This window comes from Kitasatospora sp. NPDC033851, from assembly GCF_055576085.1.
In genome coordinates this window covers 37,243-59,969 of the sequence record NZ_JBVIRL010000018.1, presented here as the reverse complement: position 1 = coordinate 59,969, position 22,727 = coordinate 37,243, and the positions used below count along the sequence as shown (strand labels likewise).

The following is a 22,727-nucleotide window of genomic DNA, read 5'->3' as shown; positions in this document are numbered from 1 at the left end:
GACCCCGAAGGCCCGCCGTCCTCACCCCGGTCCCGGCGCCCGCCCGCTCGGGGGCGCCGGGACCGCGGCCCCCGACGGGGTCAGGAGAAGTCGAGCGAGCCCGTCCGGGTGCGCTTGAGCTCGAAGAAGTTCGGGTAGCCGGACAGCAGCCGGACGCCCTCGAAGACCCGCACGGCGTCCTCCCCGCGCGGTATCGCGGACAGCACCGGGCCGAAGAAGGCGACGCCGTCCACGTGGATGGTCGGGGTGCCGACCTCCTCGCCGACCGGGTCCATGCCCTCGTGGTGGCTCTTGCGCAGCGCGATGTCGTACTCGGTGCTGTTCGCCGCGTCGGCCAGCTCCTCGGGCAGGCCGGCCGCGACCAGGGCCTCCCGGATGACGGCGTCATCGGCGGCCCGGTCCTGGTCGTGGAAGCGGGTGCCGAGCTCGGTGTACAGGTCTCTCAGCACGTGCTGGCCGTGCTTCTCGGCGGCCGCGATGCAGACCCGGACGGGGCCCCAGCCGGTGGTCATCAGCCGCTGGTAGCGCTCCGGCAGGTCGGTACGGCCCTCGTTGAGGACCGACAGGCTCATCACCCGGAAGGTGAGGTCGAGCTCGCGGTGGCGATCGACCTCCAGGATCCACCGGGAGGTGATCCAGGCGAACGGGCAGACGGGGTCGAAGTAGAAGTCGACCTTGGTGGCCTTCGTCGAGGTGTCGGTCGCGTTGGCAGTCACGGTGGCGGTCGCGTTGTCGGTCGCACTGTTCGTCATGGTGTTCGTCACGTCGACGAGCCTAACGGTCAAGTGGACCGCCCGACAGAGCCAATCTTCCCCGTTTCCATTGGGCCACTTCGGAACGCGACCCGCTCTCAGCTGCAGGTCGTCCCATCCGCCGGCACCGTGCCGTCCAACAGGTAGGCGTCCACGGTCTGCTTCAGGCAGGGGTTGCCGGTGTTGTAGCCGCCGTGCCCCTCTCCCTGCAGCGTGACGGTAACGCCGACGCCCGCACCGAGCTGCTGCGCCATCGCGTGTGCTCCCTCGACCGGGGTGGCCGGGTCGCCGGTGGTGCCGACCACCAGGATCGGCGCCGCGCCCGCGGCGGCGACCTCCGGGTGGTCACCCTTGCCCGGGACGGGCCAGCCGGTGCAGCCGGTCAGGCCCCAGGCAGTGTAGGCGCCGAACACCGGGGAGGCGGCCTGGAACTGCGGCAGTTGCTGCTGGACGTCCTGGTCGGAGTACCGCTGCCGCGCGTCCACGCAGCTGATCGCCCGGTTCGCGGCGTTCAGGTTGCTGTAGTGCCCCTGCGCGTCGCGCCCGTTCAGCCCGTCGGCGAGCTGGAGCAGCGTGGTGCCCGTGCCCTGCTCCATCGCCTCGGTGAGGCCGGCGGCCAGCACGGGCCAGGTCTCCTGGCTGTAGAGGGCACCGGCGATGCCGGTGACCGCCTGGGTCTCGGTGAGCTGCCGCCCGTCCTTCGTGGGCAGCGGCGACTGCTCCAGCTTCTGCACCAGGGCGGCGACCTTCGCGGTGCCCTCGTCGCCGCCGGCGCCGGTCGGGCAGGAGGTACCGGCCTGTGTGGCGCAGGCCTTCATGAAGTCGTCGAGGGCGAGTTGGAAGCCCTGGGCCTGGCCGAGCGCGGACTGTTGCGGGTCCTTGGTCGGATCGACGACCGAGTCCAGCACGAGCCGTCCGACCTGCTGCGGGAACAGGTGCGCGTACACGCCACCGAGCTGGGTGCCGTAGCTGATGCCGAAGTAGAAGAGCTTCTGGTCGCCCAGCACCTGCCGCATGAGGTCCATGTCCCGGGCGGCGTTCTCGGTGTCCACGTACGGCAGCACCGCACCCGAGTTGTGCTCGCAGGCGGCGACGAACCGGGCGTTGGTGTCGTCCAGGGACTTCACGGCGGCCGGGTTGTCCGGGGTGCTGTCGACGGCGGCGGTGGCGTCCATCGCCTGGTCGTCCAGGCACTCCACCCCGGCGCTGGCACCGACCCCGCGCGGATCGAAACTCACCAGGTCGTAGCGGGTGTTGAGGGAGGCGTAGAGCGGGGCGAAAGCCGGCAGGGCGGCCACGCCGGAGGCGCCGGGGCCACCGAAGTTGAAGAGCAGCGAGCCGATCCGGTGCTGCTCGTCCTTGGCCTTGCTGCGGATCAGCGCGAGGTCGATCGTCGCGCCGTCCGGCTTGCCGTGGTCCAGCGGCGCCTTGAGGGTGGCGCACTGCCAGTCGGCGGCGGGCGCGGTGCCGCTGCCCTGGGCGGTGTTGGGGGCGGGGCAGGCGTGCCAGTTCAGCTTCTGGGCGCTCGCCCCGGTGGCGATCGCGGGGGTGCCGGAGGCCGAGGAGGTGCCCGTAGCCGGGGAGGTGCCGGAGGCCGGGGAGGTGGGCGCGGGCTCGGCGGCGGACGAACCGTCGCCCTGGCAGCCGGTGGCGGCGGTGAGCAGCAGCGCGGTCAGGCCGAGCGCTCCGGCGCCACGGACGACGGTGTACATGGGGCGGGTCCACCTCTCGGGTCGGCCGGTCACCCCGGCGTGCGGCGGGCGCGTGGCGGGGACGGCGTACGCCCGGCGCGCGGCCCGGTCGACGCACCACAGACCCTAGGCGCCGAGACCCCCCGCTGCCTGCCGGAAACCTCCGGACGGGCGGCGCGTGCCGCCCGCCCTGCCACCGGCCACCCGGGTGAGGGTTCAACCGGCCCGCCCGGTGGCACCCTTACCGCCGTCCGCCCGCACCGGGCGCCGAAACCGTGCCACGGAGGGCGAGTTGAGCAACGACACCACCGCACGCGACGAGAGCGGCCACGCCGGCTACGACAGCGTGGACGCCGACGGGCCGGAGGGCTGGCGGGGCGAGCGGCCCGATTCCCGCACCGGAGACTGGGGCGTGATCGACGCCGTCCACCGCCACCTCCCCGAACACCGGGCAGGCATCGGGCAACCGCTGCTGCCGCTCCAGCTGATCAAGATCCAGCGGGCGGGCGGACCGGGCGTTCGGCGAGCAGTTCGCCGCTGTCCGGGTCGTAGAGTTCGACGGTGCAGCGGTGGCCGATCCGGCCGAAGGTCTCGATCAACTCGGTGACCCCGCCGATCGCGATCTCGCCCGTGAAGACCACCGGGTCCAGCGGGAGCACCGACAACCGGGCGTACGTGTGCTCGGCCTCGAACTCCGTCCAGGACTGCTTGCGCACCCGCCAGCCCCACCCGAAGAGGATCTCCGCCACCTGCTGGGCATCACACGCGGTCGGCACCGAACCACTGATCTCGACAACGGGCTCCCGGCCGCCGAACACCGGTCCGACGCCCCAGCCCGACGAGAATTCCATGGCCGCAGCTTAGGGCCGGAGGCGCACCGCCGGAACATCCGGTTGCCGGTCGCCCCGCGCCCGCGACATGAGCCGCGCTCATGAGGTGGCCGGCGCTCGTCGCATGAGCGGAGCTCATCGCATGTGCCGCACTCACCGCATGAGCGGAACTCACCGCATGAGCGGAACTCATCGCATGCGCGGAACTCATCGCAGACGACTTCTCCCTGACCCACGTCATCGCCGACCCTTCCTCGGCCCGCCCCCGCCACGTGTCAAAGGCCCATGGCCCGGGGCGACATGTCGACCCGCACACCGCGGCTCACCCTGCAGTGGTCGGCTCGGTCGTGATCGCGCGCGCCCAGGTCGCCGCCGTCTCGGCCGCGTGGGCGGCGGCCCGGGCGGGGGTGGTGCCGGTGCAGAAGACGTGCCCGGCCGCCGTCAGGCTGCTCAGCGGGCCGTCGACCACCGTGCCGGGCCGGACCAGGGCGATCGCGTCCGTCACGTGGGGCAGGGCGCGGATCTCCTCCGCGTCGGGCATGCCGGTGATCCGTCTCCCCGGTGCGGCCGGGACCGCCGCCCAGGCCACCGGGCGGCCGGTGCGCCAGGGGATCGACGGCGGTCGGCCCTGGGCCAGGTCGGCCAGGAGGGCGGCGACGTCGATGCCGTGCTGCAGGCGCAGCAGGTGGGGGATCATGTTGCCGCCCGGGCGCAGGCCGATCTCGCCGAGGTACCAGGCTCCGGTGGTGTCCCGCAGGACCTCCACGTGCGCGAACCCGGTGACGAGGCCCAGGGCGTCGGCGGCGGCCCGCGCCAACTCCCGGACGCGCGCGGCCTCCTCACCGTCGGAGTCGTCCATCAGCACCGAGCCGATCGCGGGTGCCGCGCCGTCGCCGTCACCGGTTCCCAGCAGCGGGGCCGGGTACCGGCCGGGCAGGCAGTACAGTTCGCGGCTCTCGTGCCGGAGCAGCTCGCAGTGGTACTCGGCCGCGACCGGGACGGCCCGTTCGACCAGGATCCCACCGGGGGCCCGGTCCAGCCCCCGGCCGACGGCGGAGGCCGCGAAGCCCGCCGGGAGCCCGGCGAGCGGTCCGAAGGCCCGGCGGGCGTGGAGTTCGGCGAGGTGCTCGCGGCTGCGTACGAGGTGGGTGTGCAGGGTGGCGAAGCCGTACCGGTGTTTGGCCACGACGGGCCAGCCGAGTGCGTCACCGGCCGCGGCGATGTCCTCCGGGGTGCCCGCCCGCAGGTTGTCCGCCACCGGAACGCCGGCCGCCGCGAGTGCCCGCTTCATGACCGCCTTGTCGGTCGCCGCTACCGCCGAGGCGAGCGACTGCCCGGGCAGGCCCAGGAACGCCCTGAGGACGGCGGCCGCGCGGAGGCAGCACTCGTCCCCGGTGGACACCGACGCGATTCCTTGTGGTTCCAATTCCCGCGCGAGCAGGGCCAGTCGGGTGTAGTCGTCCCAGTCCTCGACGGCGCACAGCCCGTACCGGGCGGAGTCGGAGCGGTTCGCCAGCTCGGCGGCCGGAATGACGGCCAGCACCCGCTGGCCCCGGTCCACGAGCGCGTTCTCCAGGGAGGGATCGATGGTGGACAACACCACGTGCATGGCGGATTCCTTCTGCGCGGAGCCTCCTCACAGTTCAGCAGAGAGGTAACTGACCCTGCCAATCGGCAGGGTCTCACCGAGAATTCCGGCCCGGGAACCTCCCGATCGGCACATGTGCGAAGACGGGCAGGGCGCAAGGATGACGGTCATCGGAGCCCCGCCGTGGGGCCCGGGAAGGAGCCCGGCCATGACGGTGATGTCCATCCTGTTCGCGGTAATCACAGTGATCGCGGTGATCGCGGTGATCGCACTGTCCGCCGGGTTCACCGCCTCCGTCGCCGCGAGCGCCCGCGCCTCACCCCGGCTCCATCCCCGGGGTGCCCCGGACGGCGTACGCCCGCAGGCGCAGCCCGTCGAAGGCGGCCCGGGGCAGGCTCAACCCGAAGCGCCGCTCGACGGCGCCGAGGGTGCGGCGGCGGGCGGCCTCGGCGCCGGCGCCGCCTGCCCTGTCGACACCGGCGGGGGTGACACCGTCCGCTTCCAGGACCCTCGCGGCAACCAGGTCCGGCACCAGCAGGTCGGGCTCCTGGCCCCAGCGCCAGCGTTCCTCGCCGAGGCCGAAGCCGCACAGCACGGCGCCGTCCCGGGCGTAGTCGAGCAGTGCCGGCGGCTGCTCCGGCATCGGGCGGAAGTGGACGACCTCGACACCGTCGCGCGCTATCTCGGTGAGCAGTTCGCCGCCGGTGGAGTCGCCGTACTCGATCGCGAACGACCAGCCGCCGCACTCGCCGACCCGGATCACACCGTCGCTGTCGTCGCCGGGGCGGTAGACGTCGATGTCCAGGGCCCGGATCTCGGTGCCGCTGATCGGCGCGGTCCCGGCAGTAGGGTCGGCGCCCATCCGGCGGGCGAGTTCCTCCGGCGGGATCCCCCGGGCGAACACCACACCGCCGACCTCACCGTCCGCGTCGGGCCTTCCTGTTCCGGGCAGGCCGGTGCCCGGCCGACCGAATTCCGCGAGCCACTGGATGCCGTCGCCGTCCTTCCCGGCTCCCTCGCGCGTTCCGTCGGTCATACCGCCCTCCCCTCGCGCCGGCCTGCGGTGGCCGGGCGCGCCGGTGGGCACCCTAACCGACGCCGCCGACGGCCGGAGCCCGGTCGTCGGATCGGTGCCGGAACCGGCCCTGTCCGGGCTGTCACGCGCCCCCGACCGAACGAACGAAGGCCGAACGAAAGCCGGACGGACACCACACGGAGGCCGGACGGACACCGAATGGAGGCCGGACGGAGGCCGGACGGACACCGGCCGGAGGATGGTCCGGAGCGGAACTCGCCCGGCTCAGGCGGCCGCTCCCCCGCCTCGTCGGCGCCGACTGGTTCACCCGCCGACGGGTCCACCCGCCGACCGGTTCCGCCGGCGTTTCACTCGGATCCGTGGGGCCGTTCCTGGCCGGCCACGGCCTCGAACAGCAGTTTCGCGGCCACCGTCGCCCCGTCGGTGCGGATGGTGCCGGCCACGGTCTCCGCGTGTGCGCGGGTCTCGGGCGCCAGGGCCGTGGCGAGCACGGCGGACAGGGAGTCGGCAGTCGGCGCGGGGTCGAGGTGGGCCGCGCCGATGCCCAACTCGGCCACGCGGGTTGCCCAGTACGGCTGGTCCGCGATCCGGGGGACGACCACCTGGGGCGCGCCGGCCCGGGCCGCCGCCGTGGTGGTGCCCGCCCCACCGTGGTGGACGACGGCGGCCACGCGGCGGAACAGCGCCTGCTGGTTGACCTCGCCGACGACCAGGCAGTCGTCCCGGTCGTCGACCGGGGCCAGCCCTGCCCAGCCGCGGGCGAGGACCACCCGACGGCCGTGGGTGCGGGCCGCTTCGATCGCGACCCGAGCGATGCCTTCCGGGGCGTGCGCGGCCATGCTGCCGAAGCCCACGTACACGGGTGGTTCACCGGCTGCCAGGAAGGTCTCCAGGTCGGCCGGCAGCGGACGGTCGTCGGGCAGGATCCACGCGCCGGTCTGCACCGGGTCGAGCTCCGTCATGCCCTGCGACGGGCAGAGCCCGGGGTCCGCCGCCAGCCACGGCCGGTCGGTGACGACGTGGTCGCGGACGTTGTCGACCGGTGGAAGGCCGAGCGACGCACGGTGGCGGTTGAGGGCCCCGCCGTACAGCGCGTTCACCCGCTGGGCGTCCTGTTCCCACAGCACCCGGTGGTCGGTCTCGTCCTGCGGGGAGGGTGTGCCCGGCCGTGCCCCTGGCCGGAAGTGCCGCGACGGCAGTCCGAGGGTGTGGAAGCACGCGAGCACGTAGCGAATGCCGAGGTACTCGGCCACGTCCCGCGCACCGGCCGGCATCAGGCCGGTCGCCAGGAGCACGTCGCATCCCTCGGCCGTCGCGGTGAGTGTGTCGAACCGCGCGGCGACCAGCTCGGGGGCGAGCCGGAAGGCGTCCTGCGCCGTCGGCGGCTTCGGACCGGCGACCACCGAGCGCACCGTCGGGCCGAGTGGCACCAGCGGCACTCCGATCCGTGCCAGCAGGTCCACGAACTCCTCGTCCGGCGGCGCGCACACCCGCACGTCCGCACCGAGCCCCTGCAGCGCCGCCGCCAGGGCCGCCAGCGGTTCGACATCTCCGCGCGATCCCCATGTCGTCAACAACACGCGCATTTCACGACTCCCGTTTTCGCAGGTCATGGCCTTTCGACCATCGATTCTGCGGGGTGACCGGGGCCTTGCCGCAAGCCCCCGCGTGCGCTATAGCTTGGTAGTGGCAGGGAGTGCGATCTCCCTGCCGTTTCCTTTTCGGCCGGCCCCGCCCCTCGTCACACGCGACGGCGCATCAGCAGGGCGTACGCGGCAGCCGCCACCACCATGCCCACCGGCAGGGCCAGGTCGACGCCGGTCAGGGCGGCCACCGGGCCGGTGTAGAGGGTGTCGACGCAGAGGGCCGCGCTCGCCACGCCGCCGGCGAGGGCGAGGGCGCCGGCGGGGTTGAAGCCCGCCCGGTACCAGAAGCGGCTGCCGGGCGTCTCGTCGCCCAGGGCGTGGCCGTCGTAGCGGTTGCGGCGCAGCAGGATGTCGGCGGCGTAGATCGCGGTGCTGGGACCGAGCAGGACGACGGTCAGTTGGAGGACGTTGCTGACGGTGTCGAGGAAGTTGGAGACCAGCAGCGCGTAGAGGGTCAGCGCGACCGCGACCGCGCCGTCCACCAGCACGCTGAGGGTGCGGCGGATGCGGATGCCGACGGCTTGGAGGGCGAGGCCGGCGCTGTAGGCGGTGAGGGCGTTGACCGCGATGGTGCCGACGACCAGGGCGAGCAGGAAGACCGGGTTGAACCAGCCGGGCAGGATCTTCTGCAGGGCGGCCTGCGGGTCGGTCATGTCGACGGCGGTGGCGCCGAGCACCCCGAGCCCGCCGACCGCGACGCTGGGCAGGAAGCCGCCGAGGGCCGTCCAGCCGAGGACGGCGCGCGGGCACCCGGGGGTTACCCCCCGGCTCGACTCGGCGGAATCCCTCAGCGCGCCAACGCTCCTCGATGATCGACGATTCGTCTACCGGCGTTCGCCGGCGAACGACTCCACCGATCTCGAGGAGCAGCCGAGAATGACCGCACGCGGCACGCACATCGGCCGACGGTCCCTGTTGGCCGCCACGGCAGCCATGGCGACCACCGCCCTGTTCGCCCCGGCCACCGTGGCGGCTGCGGACCAGCCGCCGGACCGGTCGGCGGACCGGGCGGCGGACGCAGCGCAGCGTCAATCCTCTGCCGTGGTGAGGGAGTTGGACGCCATCGCCCACCCGCTGCGAAGCACCGAGGCCGGCGGCCGGGACACCGACCTGCGGGCGCTGGGCGCCGTGATCGGCGACGCCACGGTGGTGGGGCTCGGCGAGGCCACGCACGGCACCCACGAGTTCTTCACCATGAAGCAGCGCGTCCTGCGCTACCTCGTCGAGGAGAAGGGCTTCACCGCCTTCGCGTTGGAGACCAGCTGGTCCTCGGGCCTGCGCGTCGACGACTACGTCCAGGGCCGCACCGGCGGCGACGCCCGGCGACTCGTCCAGGAGACGATGGGCGGATCCCCGTGGGATCGGCAGGAGTTCGCCGACCTGATCGACTGGATGCGCTCCCACAACCGCGAACACCCCGGGCGCCCGGTCCACTTCGTCGGCGACGACCTGGACTTCCCCTCGATCGGCGACCAGCTCTTCGACCGGGTGACCGGCTACGTCCGGGACGCGGCGCCCGAGTCGCTGCCCCGCCTGGAGCAGCTGTACGCCGGCCTGCGCCCGTTCGACGACGCCGTCACGTACCTGACCACGACGCCGCTCGCCGAGCGGCGGACCAATGCCGCAGTGGCGCAGCGGACGCTGGAGCTGGTCACCGCGGCCGAGGGCGGGGGCGGCGAGGCGTACGAGTGGGCGCTGCAGAACGCCCGCAGCATCGCTCAGACCTTCGCCTTCACCGCCGTGGACCTCGACGACCCGGCCGACCTGGCCGAGAAGGAGCACTTCCGCGACCGGGCCATGACCGACAACGCCCTGTGGTGGCAGCGCCGCACCGGCAGCAGGATGCTGCTCTCGGCGCACAACGGCCACGTCGGGTACCGGTCCAGCGACCCCGTGCTGTACCCCAGGACCCAGGGCTCCTACCTGCGCGACGCCCTGGGAGCGGGCTACCTCTCCATCGGCTTCACCTTCGACCGCGGCTCCTTCCTCACCAAGGACGCGCCCTTCGCGCCCGCGTGGAAGAAGGTGACCGTTCCGCCGGCCACCGCCGACATGAACGAGTACACCCTCGACCGGGTGCGCCACCGCGACTACTACGTCGACCTGCGCTCCGCCCCGCCGGCCACCCGCGCCTGGCTGGGCACCGCCCGTCCGACCTATGACGCCGGTACGGAGTTCCGCGACGACCCGCTCCCCCGCCTCGCGATCGGCCCGACCTACGACGCGCTGATCCACCTCCACGCGACCACGGAGGCCCGCCCGACCACGGAGGCCCGCAGCCTCTGAGCTCCGGGAATCGCGGGAATCAGGGGCTCGGGGCCGTCCTTGAGCCCGCAGGCCGAGCAGACCTGGGACGAGAACCTACCCGCAGGCGCTGACAACGCCCCACACCCCGGGCGCGGCAGGACAGTCGTCACGGCCTTGCACGTCGACTCGGTCCTCGTGACCAGGTACCGGCGAGGAGTGTTCAGCTTGAAGTGGCGTGTCCTCCCGGCACCTTCGACAAGCAGTACATCGAACAGCAGCAGCGACCCACGTAACGCTCCACACCGACGGACCGTACGGGCCGTCCCGGCCCTGGAGGGCCGGGCCCGCGCCCACGCTCACCTGTCAGAGGCCACTGCTAGCGTACCCCTCCGTCAGCACAAGATCGCGGACGAATGACCGCACCACCGACGAGGAGACAGCAGCACATGGTGGAAGTGACGCGCCACACGGTGGTCCACCAGCGGATCCGGGACGCTCTGGGGGACGTCCGTGGCCGGGTCCTCGGCCACTGGTACGACATCGAGGACGAACTGACCATCAAGTCCGTCCGCGCGATGGGCGACGAGCTGCTCGACCACCTCGGCGCCCTCACCCTGGAGGATCCGGCGCTGGCCGGCGCCGACGCCCGCGCGGCCCTGCGGACGGCGGCCGAGTGCGCCCTCGGCGTGCTCCAGCTCGGCTGCTTCCCCCGGGGCGACTTCCAGGTCCCCTTCCCGTACATCGGGGAGACGCTGGACAGCGACGACATCAGCTTCGGTGCCACCGTGGACTTCGCGCCCAAGGCGGGCACCTGGGTGGAAGCCTTCGCGATGTGCGTGATCAGCGGCCTGATCCGGGACGAGGACCGGATGTTCGGGCCGCTGCTGACGGAGGACTACGCGCCCTCGATCCACGACCGGCTGCCGTTCTCGGACCGCACCTCCGTCTCCGACCCGGCGAGCCTCGCCGAGATGGACGCGCTCTGCGCCTACCTCGGTGTCGTGGAGACGCGACACTCGCAGCGGGTCGCCCCCGCCCCGCTGCGCAAGCCGGACACCGCGGAGCGCGCGGCGGCCGCCCGGGCCCTGGAGGCCGCGGGCGAGTCCTGGGCGACCGGGTTGAGCCCCGACCAGCAGCTGCTGCGGGTCCTGCTGGACGACGACCGGTCGGCCTTCGAGGAGGCGCTCACCGCCCGCCTCGCCCAACACCGCAACAGCACGCCCGCGACGGCCTGGCCCCGCACCCTGCTCCCGGTCGTCCCGATCGCCCTCGCCGCGCTCGCCGTCCAGGTCCACGGATGGGAGCTCGGCATAACCTCCGGCTACCTCCCGGCCACGCTGATCAACGCGGGCTGAACCAGCCCCCCGGCGGGCACGGTGCCGGACAGGGTGGTCATGGGGGTGCTCGCTCTCCTCCGCTCGGGGCCCGATCGGGGCTCGGTCGGGGCTCGGTCGGCGCATCGTCGGCGCATCAGGACGTGGACGGCGTTGCCCGACAGGCAAAACATCCCACCTTTACCTCAACAGTCTGTTTATCATCTCCGGGTCCCTGCCCCCATCCGGAGCACTCACACATGTCCATGCCACCGCCCGTCGCCACGCCCAGACCGCACCCGCTGCACGCCCTGCGGGCCACCGTCTTCGCCATCGGCGCCCTGCTCCTGCTCGTCGCGGTCGGCGTCCTGCTCCACCAACCGCTACTGATCCCCCCGTTGGCGGCCAGCGCGGCGCTGGTGCACGGCGCGCCCGGCCTGCCGATCTCGCAGCCGCGCAACCTGGTCGGCGGTCAGCTGATGTCGGCTCTGATCGGCTTCGCCACCCTCGCCGTCACCGGCAGCACCGCCTGGGGCGCGGCCATCGCCGCCGGACTCTCGCTGGGCGCGATGATGCTCACCCACCTCTCGCACTCTCCGGCGGTTGCCACCGCCGTGATCGTGGTCCTCCAGGCGCCGCATCCCGTGCCGTTCCTTCCGCTGCTCGCGCTGGCCGCCGGGCTCCTGGTCCTCATCGGCCTGCTGCCCGGCCGGATCGGCGGGCACCCGGTCCGGTACCCGCTGTCCTGGTGACCGCGTACGAACCCGCGGCGCCGCACGGGCGCCCGGGTGGCCGGGTGGCCGGGTGGCCGACTGAGGGCCGACGGCTCGCGCCGGCCCCCGCTGGTCCGACCGACCTAATCCCCCTGCTCGGCCAGCGACTTGAGGCCTTCGATGGTGGCCGTCATGCCCTTGCGCAGTTCGCCGAGTCGGAACTCGACGATCTTCTCCTCGGCCTCCGGCTTGGCCTCGATGTAGGAGCTGAGGCCGCTGCGGCCCGGGCCGATCTCCACCGACTGGCGCAGCCGGGTGCCGCCGTTCTCGGGGGTGAGGTCGAAACGCCACCGCGCCAGCGAGCCGGTCACCTCGGACACCGGCTCGCCGTAGCGACCGTCCGCGTCCATCACGGCCCAGGCGAAGGTGCGGGCGTCGGCCGGGTCCGTCGCGTCCGCGGTCGCGACCGGGTCGGTCAGCTCGATCACCTCGGAGACCGTCCGCCAGTCGGGCATGTTCGCGCGGTGGTTGTGGCCCTCGAAGCGGGCGCCCGGCGCGGGGCGGTCCGCGCCGTCCAGCCAGGCGACGCGGTGGAGCTCCGGGCTGAGCCGGGTGGGCAGGGCAATGTCGGTCACCAGCTCCCACACCCGTTCGACCGGTGCCTCGACGAACACCTCACAGTGCGCACCCGGACCGTCGGCGTACCGCATGACCGTTCCCCCTTCTGTTGCACGTCACGTGTCTTGTTGCATCAATGTGCATCCATGCGGGTCGACACCCGCCCGCGCCCCCGCCTCTTGCGTCCGGAACGCCGCGAAGGCAGCGGGCGGGTTGCCGCCCTGGGCCCGGAAACGATGATCGACCCGCCGAACACCCAAGTCAATCCACCGGTTTGCTGGGACGCCTCCAAGCGATACCTTGGATCTCCGTGACCATTGACGACCTCCGCGTCTTCGCCGCGGTCTGCCGGGCCGGCTCGCTCAGCGCCGTCGCCCGTGACCTCCACTGCACCCAGTCCGCGGTCAGCCAGCACGTGAAGCGCCTCGAACGCGAGCTCGGCCTCTCCCTGATCGAGCGGCACCCGCGCGGGGTGGTGCCCACCAAGGCGGGCCGCCTGCTCCAGGCCGCCGTCGCCACCGGCCTCGGCGGCATCGACCACGCGCTGCACCGGATCGCCGAACTCGCGCGCGGCGAAGGAGGATCCGTCCGGATCACCACCGGCGCCACCAGTATCCGGCACTTCATGTCCGCGGCCGTGGTGGCCTTCCGCCGGCGCTTCCCGCACGTCAGCCTGGAGTTCCAGACCGAGGTCTCCAGCCGCAGCTGTCTGGAGGCGCTCACCGCCGGTCGGGTCGACCTCGCCTGGATCACCCTCGGCACGCAGGCCCGCGGCATCGACCAGCGGCCGGTCGTCGACCTGCCGTGGGTCCTGGCCGTCGCGGCGGGCGACCCGCTCTCCGCCAGGGCCCGCATCGAACCCGCCGACCTGCAGGACGCCCGGCTGATCGGGCTGCCGCAGAACTCCGTCGCCCGCTCCCAACTCGACTCCTGGCTGGGGAAGTCGGGCATCCGGCCGGTCTTCGACACCAGCGTCGCGGACTGGGACACCGCGATCCTGCTCGCCGAGCTCGGCCTCGGCCACGCCGTCGTCCCCGCGCTCCCCCAGTGGCAGGGCCCCGGCCACCCCGGCCTGCGGCTGCTCCCGCTCCCCGATCTCCCGGCCCTCACCGCCGGCTGGGCCATCCGCGACTGGGACAACCTCTGCCCCCTCGCCCGCGCCTTCGCCGACACCGTCGCCGCCCACTGCGGAGACGACGCCGCCCTCCCGGCGGCGCACCCGGGAGCCCGCTGACCTCCTGGGCCCCCACGACCGGTCCGTTCGCCCGGCGCACGGACCGGCGTGCTGATGCAGGACCGTGACGCCGTCCGAAACACGGGGGTCGGCTCGGGCAGCGTCACCGGTCCCGCCGGCCGTGGCTCCCTCAGCGGGAGGCGGACGTGCGGTCCAGGAAGCGCCGCACCCCGTCCCGTACGCCCTCGGTCGTTACGGTCGCCGCGAAGGCCGCTGCCTCGGCCGCGAGTCCCTCGTCGATCGGGAGGTTGACGCCCCGGGTCACGGCCCGCAGGCAGGCGGCCACCGCCGTGGGGGCGTGCCGGGTGATGCGGTCGGCCAAGTCCCGTGCGGTGTGCAGCAGCTCACCTGCCGGAACGACCGCATTGACCAGGCCGATCCCGGCGGCGCGGGCGGCCGGGACCGGGTCGCCGGTGAGGATCATCTCCAGGCCGCGCTTGCGGCCGACGTGGCGCGGCAGCCGCTGAGAGCCGCCGAAGGGCGGCGGGAAGCCGAGCGAGATCTCCGGCTTGGCGAAGGTCGCGTGCTCGGCGGCGACGGCGAGTGGCGCGGCCTCGGTGATCTCGCAACCACCGCCGTACGCAAGTCCGTTGACGGCCACGATGACGGGCTTGGGGAACTCCTCGATCCGCCGGGTGAGGGTGTGGCCGCGCCGGACGAACTCGCGCAGCGCCCGTTCGGGCCCACCGGCGATGCTGGCGGCCAGGGACGGGATGTCGGCGCCCGCGCTGAAGGCCCGCTGCCCGGCGCCGGTGAGGATGACGGCGCGGACGGTCTCGTCGGCGTCGATGCGGTCGAGCTCGGCGAGCAGTGCGTCGATCGTCGGGTAGTCGATGGCGTTGAGCTTCCTCTCCCGGTCGATGGTGAGGGTGACGACGTGCTGGTCCCGCTCGCTGCGGATGGTCATGGGCGCGTGCTCCGTTCCCGGCTTCGCTGCTGGCCCGGCCGGCCTCGCTGCTGGATGTGTCGAGGCTAGGAACTCCCATCCATGACAATCCAGTTATTGTCCTGGATACACTCCCGGTCCGCGCTCCCGTACACGCCACCCCAGGAACGGCAGGTGACCGGTGCGACCGCCCTCCTACAAGGCGATCGTCGACGAGTACGCGACGGCCATCCGCTCCGGCGCGCTCCCGGCCGGCACCCGGCTGCCGACCCACCGCGCCCTGGCCCGCGAACGGCGGGTCGCCCTGGCCACCGCCACCCGGGTCTACGCCGAACTGGCCGCCGCCGGACTGGTGGTGGGCGAGCAGGGCCGGGGCACCTTCGTCCGGGTGCGCTCCGGCTACGACGGCCTCGAGCCCTCCCGCGCGCTCCCGGTACCCCGGGTGGCGGACCTCTCCTTCAACCAGCCGCTCGCCCCCGGTCAGGGCGACCTGCTGCGGCAGGCCCTGCGCGCCCTCGCCTCCTCGGGCGACGCGGAGGCGCTGCTGCGCCAGCACCCGCCGGGCGGCCACCGGCACGACCGGGCGGCGGTGGCCAGGTACCTGCTGGACCGCGGCGTCGACACGGCGCCGGAGAACGTGCTGCTCACCAGCGGGGCGCAGCAGGCGCTGGACTGCGTCCTGCGCACCCTCACCCGCCCCGGGGACGTCCTGGCCGTGGACGCGCTCAGCTATCCCGGTATCAAGCTGCTCGCCGCCGCGCACGGGCTGGACCTGGCGCCCGTCCCGATCACCCCCGCGGGCCCGGACCTCGACGCGGGCCCGGACCTCGACGCACTCGACCGGCTCTGCCGCGCCCGCCCGGTGCGCGCGGTGTACACCATGCCGACCGTCCACAACCCGCTCGGCTGGGTGCTCGACCGGGCGCGGCGCGAGCGCCTGGCCGGCCTGGCCGCCGAGCACGGCTGCACGCTGATCGAGGACGGCACGTACGCCTTCCTGGAGGCCGTACCGCCCCCGCCCCTGCACGCCCTCGCGCCCGAACGCACCTGCTACGTGGCCGGCCTGTCGAAGAACGTGGCGCCGGGTCTGCGGTTCGGCTTCGCCGTCCTGCCGGACCACCTGCTGCGGGCCGCGACCACCCGACTGCGCACGGCTGCCTGGGGTGCGCCCGGCCTGATCACCGCCCTCGCCACCGGCTGGCTCGCGGACGGCACGGTCGCCCGCCTGGAACGGGAGCGCCGTACGGACGCCGCCGCGCGGCAGGCCGTCGCCCGCACCGCCCTCGCCGGCCTGGGCATCACCGCCCACCCCGGCTCCTACATCCTCTGGCTCACCCTCGAACCCCACCAGCGCCCCGATCAGGTGGCCGCCTCCCTCGCCGCCGAGGGCATCCTGATCTCCACCGCCGACGCCTTCGCCACCACCCCCCACCATCCCAACGCCGTCCGCCTCGCCCTCGCCACACCCCCGCTCACCGAGCTGCCCGCCGCCCTCACCCGCCTCCGGTCCACTCTCGACGCGCTCGCCCCATAGCCGAGTAGGCCGAGAAGCCGAGAAGCCGCGAGCCCCGCAGCCCCCGGCACCGGAAGTCGGCCGGCCCGACTTCCTAGTCGGCGGCCTCCTCCCCCCGCTCCACAGCCCGTCCGAAGCGGGTGCTCCAGTCCGCGAGCAGCGTCCGCAGCCCGGGAGGGCCGATCACCTCGAAGTCGGCGCCCAGCGACCCCAGCGCCATGGCGGGCCAGTCGAGGGAGTCGGCGGTCATCAGGAGCCGGCAGCGGCCGGTGGCGACGGGCTCGACCGTGCCCCAGCGGCCGACCCGCGCCCGGACGTGGTCGGCGGGCGCGTCGATCAGCACCTCCACCCGCTGCGGGCGAGGCATCCCGTTGAGGCCCGCGCGGACGAACTCCGCCGCGTCGGCGGCCGGGAGGACACGCGGGGCGAAGCGGGCGTCGCTGCCCTGCGGGGCGGTCAGCCGGTCGAGGCGGAAGCTGCGCCAGTCGGCGCGGTCGAGGTCGTACGCGACGAGGTACCAACGGCGGTTGAGGCAGACCAGCCGGTGCGGTTCGACGTGCCGTTCGGTGCCGCGCCCGTCGGCGGCGGTGTACGCGAATCGCATCCGTTCGCCGTCCCGGCAGGCGAGGGCCACCACCGTGAGGATGTCCGGGTCGACGCCCGCGCCCGCCTGGGTGCCCCAGTCGACCGGGACGGTCATCGTGCGCAGCGCCTCCACCCGGCGGCGCAGCCGGGCCGGCATCACCTGGACCACCTTCGCCAGTACGCGCACCGAGGCTTCGGCGACGCCCTCCACCGGGCTCTCCGCCGCCGCCTGCAGGCCCACCGCCAGGGCCACCGCCTCCTCGTCGTCGATGACCAGCGGCGGCAGTGCCGCGCCCGCCGCCAGCTGGTAGCCGCCGTCGACGCCGCGCTGCGCGTCGACGGGGTAGCCGAGTTCGCGCAGCCGGTCGACGTCGCGGCGCAGGGTGCGGACGGAGACGCCGAGCCGGTCGGCCAGTTCCTCGCCGGGCCAGTACCGGTGGGTCTGGAGCAGGGAGAGCAGTCGCAGCGTCCTGGTGCTGGTGTTCGCCATGGATCCGATTCTTCCCGGAATTCAGGACAGGAAGTGGCCGCAATGGTCCGTAGCGTGGTTCTTGTCCGAGGGAGCAGGAACCGAACGAAAGGCCCTAAGCCATGACCACGACGACCCCGACCACGACCAGCACCCCCGCCGCGACCCCCAGCACCGTCACCGGCGAGCGCGCCGACCTCCTGGTCGCGCTGGAGAAGCAGCGGCACTTCCTGCGCTTCACCACCCGCGACCTCACCGACGAGCAGGCGGGCCTGCGGACCACCGCGAGCGCGCTCTGTCTGGGCGGCCTGATCAAGCACGTGACCACGGTCGAGCGGCTCTGGGCGGAGTTCATCGTGGATGGCCCGTCCGCGATGCCCGACTTCACCACGTGGACCGAGGCCGACTTCGCCCGCCGAGCCGACGAGTTCCGGATGCTGCCCGGCGAGACGCTGGCCGGCGTCCTGGCCGCGTACGAGGAGGTGTCGCGCCGTACGGACGAGCTGGTGGCCACGCTCCCCGACCTGGACGCCGCCCACCCGCTGCCGAAGGCCCCGTGGTTCCAGGCGGACACCACGTGGTCGGCCCGCCGGGTGCTGCTGCACATCGTCGCCGAGACCGCCCAGCACGCGGGCCACGCCGACATCATCCGCGAGTCCCTGGACGGCGCGAAGTCGATGGGCTGAACCCCGGACGGCGGCAGGGTCCGTCGGTCACCCCACCGACGGACCCCACGCATCGCTCCCGAAACCGGGCGCGAACCCGGCCTCAGACCCGCACTCAGGCCCGCACTCTGGCCCGCACTCAGGCCGGCCCGACCAGCGTGAACCCGGCCCCGTCGACCGCGCCGCGGACCACGGCCTCGTCCAGCGGCTGCGCGGAGGCCACGGTGACCCGCCCGCTCGGCGCGTCGGCGACGACGTCGGTGACGCCCGGCAGGGCGGACAGCCCGGCGCTGACCGTCCTCTCGCAGTGGCCGCAGCTCATCCCGTCGACGGCGAAAACGGCGGTGGTGGACATGACGGTGCCTCCGATGACGTGCACGGGGAGTGGGTCGACCCGCACCACAACACCCGAATCCGGCCCCCGATCCCAGGGACACGCCGCACGGGTGACACCATCGAGCGGTTCCGGGAACCACCCGGGCCCCGCATCCGACAGGAGACCTCACCCCGGCCTCGCGAACCCCCTGAACCCCTGCCCCGTCCCCACCCGTTCCTCCCGGTAGAACCCCGAAGCCCGCCCGGGCCCCGCATTGGAGCCGTACCGCCATGTCCACACTGGCCCCGATACCCGCCCGACCGAACGGCCCCCTCGGGGGCAGCCGGTGAAGACGCTCACCCGGCTCCGCGCCCGGCGGCTGCGCCCCCGGAAGCTCTGGCACGGCGCGCTCGCCCTCGCGGTGGCCGCCGCCGTGACGGCCGGCCTGCTGTGGTGGCAGCCGTGGAGCGAACGCGAGCACGGCCCGGCCGCGCTCGTGTTCACCACGGCGCCCGGCGGCTCCGCCCGTTTCGGCACCGGCGAGCACCTGTACCGGTACAAGGTGCGGGTGGAGAACGGGATCGCGGAGAGTCCGGAGCAGTTCGCCGCCGAGGTGGACGCGGTCCTGGGCGATGTCCGGCACGGCTGGGCCGCCGGCGGTACGGCCTCCTTCCAGCGGATGCCCGCCGACCCGGTGGACTTCACCGTCTACCTGGCCACTCCACAGTCCACCGACCGGATCTGCGGCCAGTACGGGCTGGACACCGGCGGCTGGGTGAACTGCGGCGTGACCCACCAGGTGGTGATCAACCTCAAGCGGTGGACCGAGCTGTCCGAGTTCTACCAGGGCAAGCCCGAGCTGTACCACGCGCTCGCGGTCAACCACGAGGTCGGCCACATCCTCGGCAACGGGCACGTCGACTGCCCGGGCCCGGGCGCTCCGGCGCCGGTGATGATGCAGCAGATCAAGGGGCTGCACGACTGCGTCCCCAACGGCTGGCCCTACTCCGACGCCGGCACCCTGCTGACCGGCCCGCCCGTCCAGGCCCCCACCAACGCCCCGTAAACCGCCGTAGCCGTCGCGGTTCCACCGCCGGTTCCGCCGCTGTGCCGCCGCAACCACCCACCCCGTACCGAAGCACCGCCCCGAAACACGGATAATCCTGGTCGGACCGGACGCCGCCCGCACCGCGCGCCCGGTCCCGATCGTGTCCGTAGTCGGTGCCGGTGGAGGAAGTGCGTTGAACGGTGTGCCCGGCGGGGAGATCCTGGACTGGCCGGTGCTGTTGGCGGCCGCGGAGGCGGCCGCCCGGGCGACCCGGGGGCAGGGCCGGGTCGCGGACTACATTCCGGCCCTCGCCACCGCCGACCCGGAGGCCTTCGGCATGGCCGTCGCCACCGTCGACGGGGAGCTGTACGGCGTCGGGGACTGGGAGCAGCCGTTCTCCGTCCAGAGCGTGTCCAAGCTGTTCTCCCTGGCGCTCGCGGTCGCCTACGGCGGTGACACGCTCTGGCGGGGCGTCGGCCGCGAGCCGTCCGGCAACCCCTTCAACTCCCTGGTGCAGCTGGAGACCGAGCACGGCATCCCGCGCAACCCGTTCATCAACGCGGGCGCCCTCGTGGTGACCGACCGCCTGCAGACCATGACCGGCGACGCCTCCAGCGCGGTACGGGAGTTCCTGCGCCGCGAGTCCGGCAATCCCGGGCTCGACACCGACCCGGTGGTCGCCGCCTCCGAGGCCGAGCACGGCCACCGCAACGCCGCCCTGGCGCACTTCATCGCCAGCCACGGCAATCTGGAGAACCCGGTCGAGACCGTCCTGGAGCACTACTACGCCCACTGCGCCCTGGCCACGAGCTGCCGCGACCTGGTCCTGGCCGGCTCCTTCCTCGCCCGCTACGGCGTGCGCGCCGACGGCACGCACCTGATGTCCCGCAGCGAGGCCAAGCGCATCAACGCGGTCCTGCTCACCTGCGGCACCTACGACGCCGCCGGCGAGTTCGCGTTCCGCGTCGGCCTTCCGGGCAAGAGCGGCGTCGGCGGCGGCATCCTCGCCATACTCCCCGGCCGCGCCGCCGTCTGCGCCTGGGGTCCGCGCCTCGACCAGGCCGGCAACTCCGTCGCCGCGGTCACCGCCCTGGACACCCTGACCACCCTCTCCGGCTGCTCGGTCTTCTGAGCCTCCGACGAGGTGCCGGTGAGGTGGCGAGGCCGGGCCCCGAAATCGGCCGGGCCCCGGTCGTCCGCACAGCGACCGGGGCCCGACGTCTCTCCGTGCGGGCTACTCCACCGTCACGCTCTTCGCCAGGTTGCGCGGCTTGTCCACGTCGCGGCCGAGGGCGACGGCGGCGTGGTAGGCGAGCAGCTGCAGCGGGATGTTGAGCAGCAGCGGGTCCAGCTCGGGCTCGCTCTTGGGCACCAGGATGCAGTGGTCCGCGAGCTTCTCCTCCGGGCGGCGGTGGGCGACGGCGATGACGCGCCCCGAGCGGGCCTTGATCTCGCCCAGCGTGGTGAGGTTCTTGTCCAGCAGCTCGTCGTCCGGGACGAGGGCGACGGTGGGCAGTTCGGGGCTGATCAGGGCCAGCGGGCCGTGCTTGAGCTCGCTCGCCGGGTAGGCCTCGGCGTGGACGTAGGAGATCTCCTTGAGCTTCTGCGCGCCCTCCCGGGCGACCGGGTAGCCGCGCACCCGGCCGATGAACATCATGCCCGTCGACTCGGCGTACTCGGCGGCGAGTTCGGCGATCGCCTCGCTCTGGTCGAGCACCTCGCGGATCTGGTCCGGCAGCGCCTGCAGCGCCGAGACGATCCGGCGCCCGTCGGCGGGCGACAGGTCGTGGATGCGGCCGAAGTGCAGGGCCAGCAGCGCGAAGGCGACGACGGTCGAGGTGAACGCCTTGGTGGAGGCGACCGAGACCTCCGGCCCGGCGTGCAGGTAGATGCCGCCGTCGCACTCGCGGGCGATCGCGCTGCCCACGGTGTTGACGACACCGAGCACCCGGCCGCCCTTGCGCTTGATCTCCTGGACGGCGGCCAGCGTGTCGTAGGTCTCGCCGGACTGGCTGACCGCGACGTACAGGGTGTCCGCCTCGATCACCGGGTTGCGGTAGCGGAACTCCGAGGCCGGCTCGCTGTGCGCGGGGATCCGGGACAGCTCCTCGATGAGCTGCGCGCCCATCTCGCCCGCGTAGTAGGCGGATCCGCAGCCGAGGATCTTGACCCGGCGGATCTCGCGCAGTTCCCGGGCGTCCAGGTTGAGGCCGCCGAGGTGCGCGGTGGCGAAGCGCTCGTCGAGCCGGCCGCTGAGCGTGCGCTCGACCGAGCCGGGCTGCTCGTGGATCTCCTTGAGCAGGTAGTGCTCGTAGCCGGCGGTGTCGAAGGAGTCGACCTCCCAGTCCACGGTGGACGGCTGGCGGTGGGTGGTGCGGGCGTCCGCGGTGAAGGTGCGGAAGCCGTCGGCCCGGACGGTGGCGAGTTCGCCGTCCTCCAGGTGGACGACCTGGCGGGTGTAGCGGACCAGCGCGGAGACGTCCGAGGCGGCGAACATCTCCTTCTCGCCGATGCCGAGCACGATCGGGCTGCCGTTGCGGGCGACCACGATCCGGTCCGGCTGCTCGGCGTCGAGCACCGCGATGCCGTACGTGCCGACCACCCGGCCGAGCGCGGCGCGCACCGCGTCCTCCAGCTCGACGCCTTCGGTGATGTGCGCGGCGATCAGGTGGGCGAGCACCTCGGTGTCGGTCTCGGAGCGGAAGACGGCGCCGTCGGCGGCCAGCTTGACGCGCAGTTCGTCGGCGTTCTCGATGATGCCGTTGTGGACGACGGCGATCCGTTCGGCGTTGTCCAGGTGCGGGTGCGCGTTGGCGTCGCTGGGGACGCCGTGGGTGGCCCAGCGGGTGTGGCCGATGCCGGTGGTGCCCTTGAACCGGGCGGGCACGGCGGCGGCGAGGTCGGCGACGCGGCCCTTCACCTTGCGGAGCTTGATGCCGCCGCTGCGCCCGGTGACGGCGACGCCCGCCGAGTCGTAGCCGCGGTACTCCAGCCGGGCCAGTCCCTCCAGCAGGAAGGGGGTCGCGTCCTTGGGGCCGATGTAGGCCACGATTCCGCACATGGGTGGACTCCTCGTTCGTAGTGGCGTAGACGGGTGGCGTAGACGTGGTGGCGCAGGTCGTTCCGGGGCCGCCTGGGCGACGGCGCTCAGACGGCGCTCAGCCGTAGACGATCCGCCGCAGCTGGCGGGCCGAGAGTTCCGGCGCCGCGACGCGCCGCTGCGGGAGCTCCTCGGCGAGCCGGGCGAAGATCCGCTCGTTGGTCAGACCTCGTGCCTGCAGCTCGGTGTGGCGGCGGCGCACGTACTCCTCGGTGCTCTCGGAGAAGTACGCCAGCACCTCCGCCACGACCCGCGCCGCCTCCCGGGGCCCGAGCGGGCTGGTCCGGGTCAGGTGGGCGAGGAGGTCTTCGTGAGGGTGGGGTGAGCTCGGCACGAGTGAGCAGCCTAGGTCGATCGAAGCGCGAAGCCAAAGTTCCTGCCCGATATCGGGCAGACATGACGGCTTATGGCCCAGTCGCACGGCCCGGGCGCACCCCGTACCCGCCCTCGACGCCCACCCGGCCCCGCGTTCGCTCG

The 22,727-nt window shown here is 73.3% G+C and carries 20 protein-coding genes and 1 pseudogene; 8 read left to right on the top strand and 13 right to left on the bottom strand.

Annotated elements, in window-relative coordinates; translation table 11 throughout:
• Window positions 1–80: 80 nt before the first annotated feature.
• The 7 genes and pseudogenes from ACZ51D_RS29270 to ACZ51D_RS29240 all read right to left on the bottom strand — a co-directional run.
• Window positions 81–752: a mycothiol-dependent nitroreductase Rv2466c family protein gene (locus ACZ51D_RS29270; RefSeq protein WP_465663997.1), complete on the bottom strand. Its 672-nt coding sequence runs from the start codon at window positions 750–752 to the stop codon at window positions 81–83.
• Window positions 753–850: 98 nt separating this feature from the next.
• Window positions 851–2,464 carry an alpha/beta hydrolase gene (locus tag ACZ51D_RS29265; RefSeq protein WP_465663909.1) on the bottom strand — a complete coding sequence of 538 codons (1,614 nt, stop codon included), beginning with the start codon at window positions 2,462–2,464 and terminating at the stop codon, window positions 851–853.
• 467 nt (window positions 2,465–2,931) lie between these two features.
• Window positions 2,932–3,294: a hypothetical protein gene (locus tag ACZ51D_RS29260; protein ID WP_465624803.1), complete on the bottom strand. Its 363-nt coding sequence runs from the start codon at window positions 3,292–3,294 to the stop codon at window positions 2,932–2,934.
• Window positions 3,295–3,595: 301 nt separating this feature from the next.
• Window positions 3,596–4,882 carry a hypothetical protein gene (locus tag ACZ51D_RS29255; protein WP_465663908.1) on the bottom strand — a complete coding sequence of 429 codons (1,287 nt, stop codon included), beginning with the start codon at window positions 4,880–4,882 and terminating at the stop codon, window positions 3,596–3,598.
• A gap of 295 nt (window positions 4,883–5,177) precedes the next feature.
• Window positions 5,178–5,897: a DUF6461 domain-containing protein gene (locus ACZ51D_RS29250; RefSeq protein ID WP_465624797.1), complete on the bottom strand. Its 720-nt coding sequence runs from the start codon at window positions 5,895–5,897 to the stop codon at window positions 5,178–5,180.
• Window positions 5,898–6,244: 347 nt separating this feature from the next.
• The gene (locus ACZ51D_RS29245; protein WP_465663907.1) at window positions 6,245–7,483 is read right to left on the bottom strand and encodes a glycosyltransferase; all 1,239 of its coding nucleotides are present in this window, start codon (window positions 7,481–7,483) and stop codon (window positions 6,245–6,247) included.
• Window positions 7,484–7,638: 155 nt separating this feature from the next.
• Window positions 7,639–8,286 (bottom strand): annotated as a pseudogene (locus tag ACZ51D_RS29240) (cytosine permease); the annotation flags it as partial.
• Window positions 8,287–8,419: 133 nt separating this feature from the next.
• On the opposite strand from ACZ51D_RS29240, the gene ACZ51D_RS29235 reads away from it, so the two are divergent.
• From ACZ51D_RS29235 to ACZ51D_RS29225, 3 genes are all read left to right on the top strand, one after another.
• On the top strand, window positions 8,420–9,829 hold the full coding sequence (locus ACZ51D_RS29235) for an erythromycin esterase family protein (protein WP_465663905.1): 1,410 nt from the start codon (window positions 8,420–8,422) through the stop codon (window positions 9,827–9,829).
• A 407-nt stretch (window positions 9,830–10,236) separates the two neighbouring features.
• Window positions 10,237–11,145 carry an immunity 49 family protein gene (locus ACZ51D_RS29230; RefSeq protein ID WP_465624792.1) on the top strand — a complete coding sequence of 303 codons (909 nt, stop codon included), beginning with the start codon at window positions 10,237–10,239 and terminating at the stop codon, window positions 11,143–11,145.
• A 218-nt stretch (window positions 11,146–11,363) separates the two neighbouring features.
• Window positions 11,364–11,855 (top strand): HPP family protein, encoded by a 492-nt coding sequence (locus ACZ51D_RS29225; protein ID WP_465624790.1) that lies wholly within the window; start codon window positions 11,364–11,366, stop codon window positions 11,853–11,855.
• Window positions 11,856–11,959: 104 nt separating this feature from the next.
• Here the strand turns inward: ACZ51D_RS29225 and ACZ51D_RS29220 are convergent, their stop codons facing one another.
• Entirely contained in the window at window positions 11,960–12,526 is a 567-nt protein-coding gene (locus tag ACZ51D_RS29220; protein ID WP_465624788.1) for an SRPBCC family protein, read from the bottom strand.
• A 218-nt stretch (window positions 12,527–12,744) separates the two neighbouring features.
• On the opposite strand from ACZ51D_RS29220, the gene ACZ51D_RS29215 reads away from it, so the two are divergent.
• Window positions 12,745–13,668 (top strand): LysR family transcriptional regulator, encoded by a 924-nt coding sequence (locus ACZ51D_RS29215; protein ID WP_465624786.1) that lies wholly within the window; start codon window positions 12,745–12,747, stop codon window positions 13,666–13,668.
• Window positions 13,669–13,798: 130 nt separating this feature from the next.
• Here ACZ51D_RS29215 and ACZ51D_RS29210 read toward each other — a convergent pair whose 3' ends face one another.
• Complete coding sequence (locus tag ACZ51D_RS29210) at window positions 13,799–14,575, bottom strand: enoyl-CoA hydratase-related protein (RefSeq protein WP_465663903.1); 777 nt, start codon at window positions 14,573–14,575, stop codon at window positions 13,799–13,801.
• 160 nt (window positions 14,576–14,735) lie between these two features.
• On the opposite strand from ACZ51D_RS29210, the gene ACZ51D_RS29205 reads away from it, so the two are divergent.
• Window positions 14,736–16,088 (top strand): aminotransferase-like domain-containing protein, encoded by a 1,353-nt coding sequence (locus ACZ51D_RS29205; protein ID WP_465624782.1) that lies wholly within the window; start codon window positions 14,736–14,738, stop codon window positions 16,086–16,088.
• A 73-nt stretch (window positions 16,089–16,161) separates the two neighbouring features.
• Here the strand turns inward: ACZ51D_RS29205 and ACZ51D_RS29200 are convergent, their stop codons facing one another.
• On the bottom strand, window positions 16,162–17,142 hold the full coding sequence (locus ACZ51D_RS29200) for a helix-turn-helix transcriptional regulator (protein WP_465624780.1): 981 nt from the start codon (window positions 17,140–17,142) through the stop codon (window positions 16,162–16,164).
• Between the two features lie 101 nt (window positions 17,143–17,243).
• On the opposite strand from ACZ51D_RS29200, the gene ACZ51D_RS29195 reads away from it, so the two are divergent.
• A complete protein-coding gene (locus ACZ51D_RS29195) occupies window positions 17,244–17,807 on the top strand; it encodes a DinB family protein (RefSeq protein WP_360502211.1) in 564 nt (187 codons plus the stop codon).
• A gap of 118 nt (window positions 17,808–17,925) precedes the next feature.
• On the opposite strand, the gene ACZ51D_RS29190 is transcribed toward ACZ51D_RS29195, so the two are convergent.
• On the bottom strand, window positions 17,926–18,165 hold the full coding sequence (locus ACZ51D_RS29190) for a heavy-metal-associated domain-containing protein (protein ID WP_465624777.1): 240 nt from the start codon (window positions 18,163–18,165) through the stop codon (window positions 17,926–17,928).
• 283 nt (window positions 18,166–18,448) lie between these two features.
• On the opposite strand from ACZ51D_RS29190, the gene ACZ51D_RS29185 reads away from it, so the two are divergent.
• Both ACZ51D_RS29185 and ACZ51D_RS29180 read left to right on the top strand, forming a co-directional pair.
• Entirely contained in the window at window positions 18,449–19,168 is a 720-nt protein-coding gene (locus ACZ51D_RS29185) for a DUF3152 domain-containing protein (RefSeq protein ID WP_465624775.1), read from the top strand.
• A gap of 202 nt (window positions 19,169–19,370) precedes the next feature.
• Window positions 19,371–20,282, top strand: coding sequence for a glutaminase (locus tag ACZ51D_RS29180; RefSeq protein WP_396289337.1), 912 nt, complete (start codon window positions 19,371–19,373; stop codon window positions 20,280–20,282).
• 102 nt (window positions 20,283–20,384) lie between these two features.
• On the opposite strand, the gene glmS is transcribed toward ACZ51D_RS29180, so the two are convergent.
• A complete protein-coding gene (glmS, locus tag ACZ51D_RS29175) occupies window positions 20,385–22,211 on the bottom strand; it encodes a glutamine--fructose-6-phosphate transaminase (isomerizing) (protein ID WP_360502220.1) in 1,827 nt (608 codons plus the stop codon).
• A gap of 97 nt (window positions 22,212–22,308) precedes the next feature.
• A complete protein-coding gene (locus tag ACZ51D_RS29170) occupies window positions 22,309–22,584 on the bottom strand; it encodes a hypothetical protein (RefSeq protein WP_360502223.1) in 276 nt (91 codons plus the stop codon).
• Window positions 22,585–22,727: the final 143 nt, after the last annotated feature.

Coding starts and splice junctions, on each gene's coding strand:
- ACZ51D_RS29270 (WP_465663997.1), bottom strand. CDS start 752: ATGACGAACAGTGCGACCGACAACGCGACCGCCACCGTGACTGCCAAC.
- ACZ51D_RS29230 (WP_465624792.1), top strand. CDS start 10,237: ATGGTGGAAGTGACGCGCCACACGGTGGTCCACCAGCGGATCCGGGAC.
- ACZ51D_RS29195 (WP_360502211.1), top strand. CDS start 17,244: ATGACCACGACGACCCCGACCACGACCAGCACCCCCGCCGCGACCCCC.
- ACZ51D_RS29245 (WP_465663907.1), bottom strand. CDS start 7,483: ATGCGCGTGTTGTTGACGACATGGGGATCGCGCGGAGATGTCGAACCG.
- ACZ51D_RS29265 (WP_465663909.1), bottom strand. CDS start 2,464: ATGTACACCGTCGTCCGTGGCGCCGGAGCGCTCGGCCTGACCGCGCTG.
- ACZ51D_RS29250 (WP_465624797.1), bottom strand. CDS start 5,897: ATGACCGACGGAACGCGCGAGGGAGCCGGGAAGGACGGCGACGGCATC.
- ACZ51D_RS29235 (WP_465663905.1), top strand. CDS start 8,420: ATGACCGCACGCGGCACGCACATCGGCCGACGGTCCCTGTTGGCCGCC.
- ACZ51D_RS29200 (WP_465624780.1), bottom strand. CDS start 17,142: ATGGCGAACACCAGCACCAGGACGCTGCGACTGCTCTCCCTGCTCCAG.
- ACZ51D_RS29255 (WP_465663908.1), bottom strand. CDS start 4,882: ATGCACGTGGTGTTGTCCACCATCGATCCCTCCCTGGAGAACGCGCTC.
- ACZ51D_RS29260 (WP_465624803.1), bottom strand. CDS start 3,294: ATGGAATTCTCGTCGGGCTGGGGCGTCGGACCGGTGTTCGGCGGCCGG.
- ACZ51D_RS29210 (WP_465663903.1), bottom strand. CDS start 14,575: ATGACCATCCGCAGCGAGCGGGACCAGCACGTCGTCACCCTCACCATC.
- ACZ51D_RS29225 (WP_465624790.1), top strand. CDS start 11,364: ATGTCCATGCCACCGCCCGTCGCCACGCCCAGACCGCACCCGCTGCAC.
- glmS (WP_360502220.1), bottom strand. CDS start 22,211: ATGTGCGGAATCGTGGCCTACATCGGCCCCAAGGACGCGACCCCCTTC.
- ACZ51D_RS29220 (WP_465624788.1), bottom strand. CDS start 12,526: ATGCGGTACGCCGACGGTCCGGGTGCGCACTGTGAGGTGTTCGTCGAG.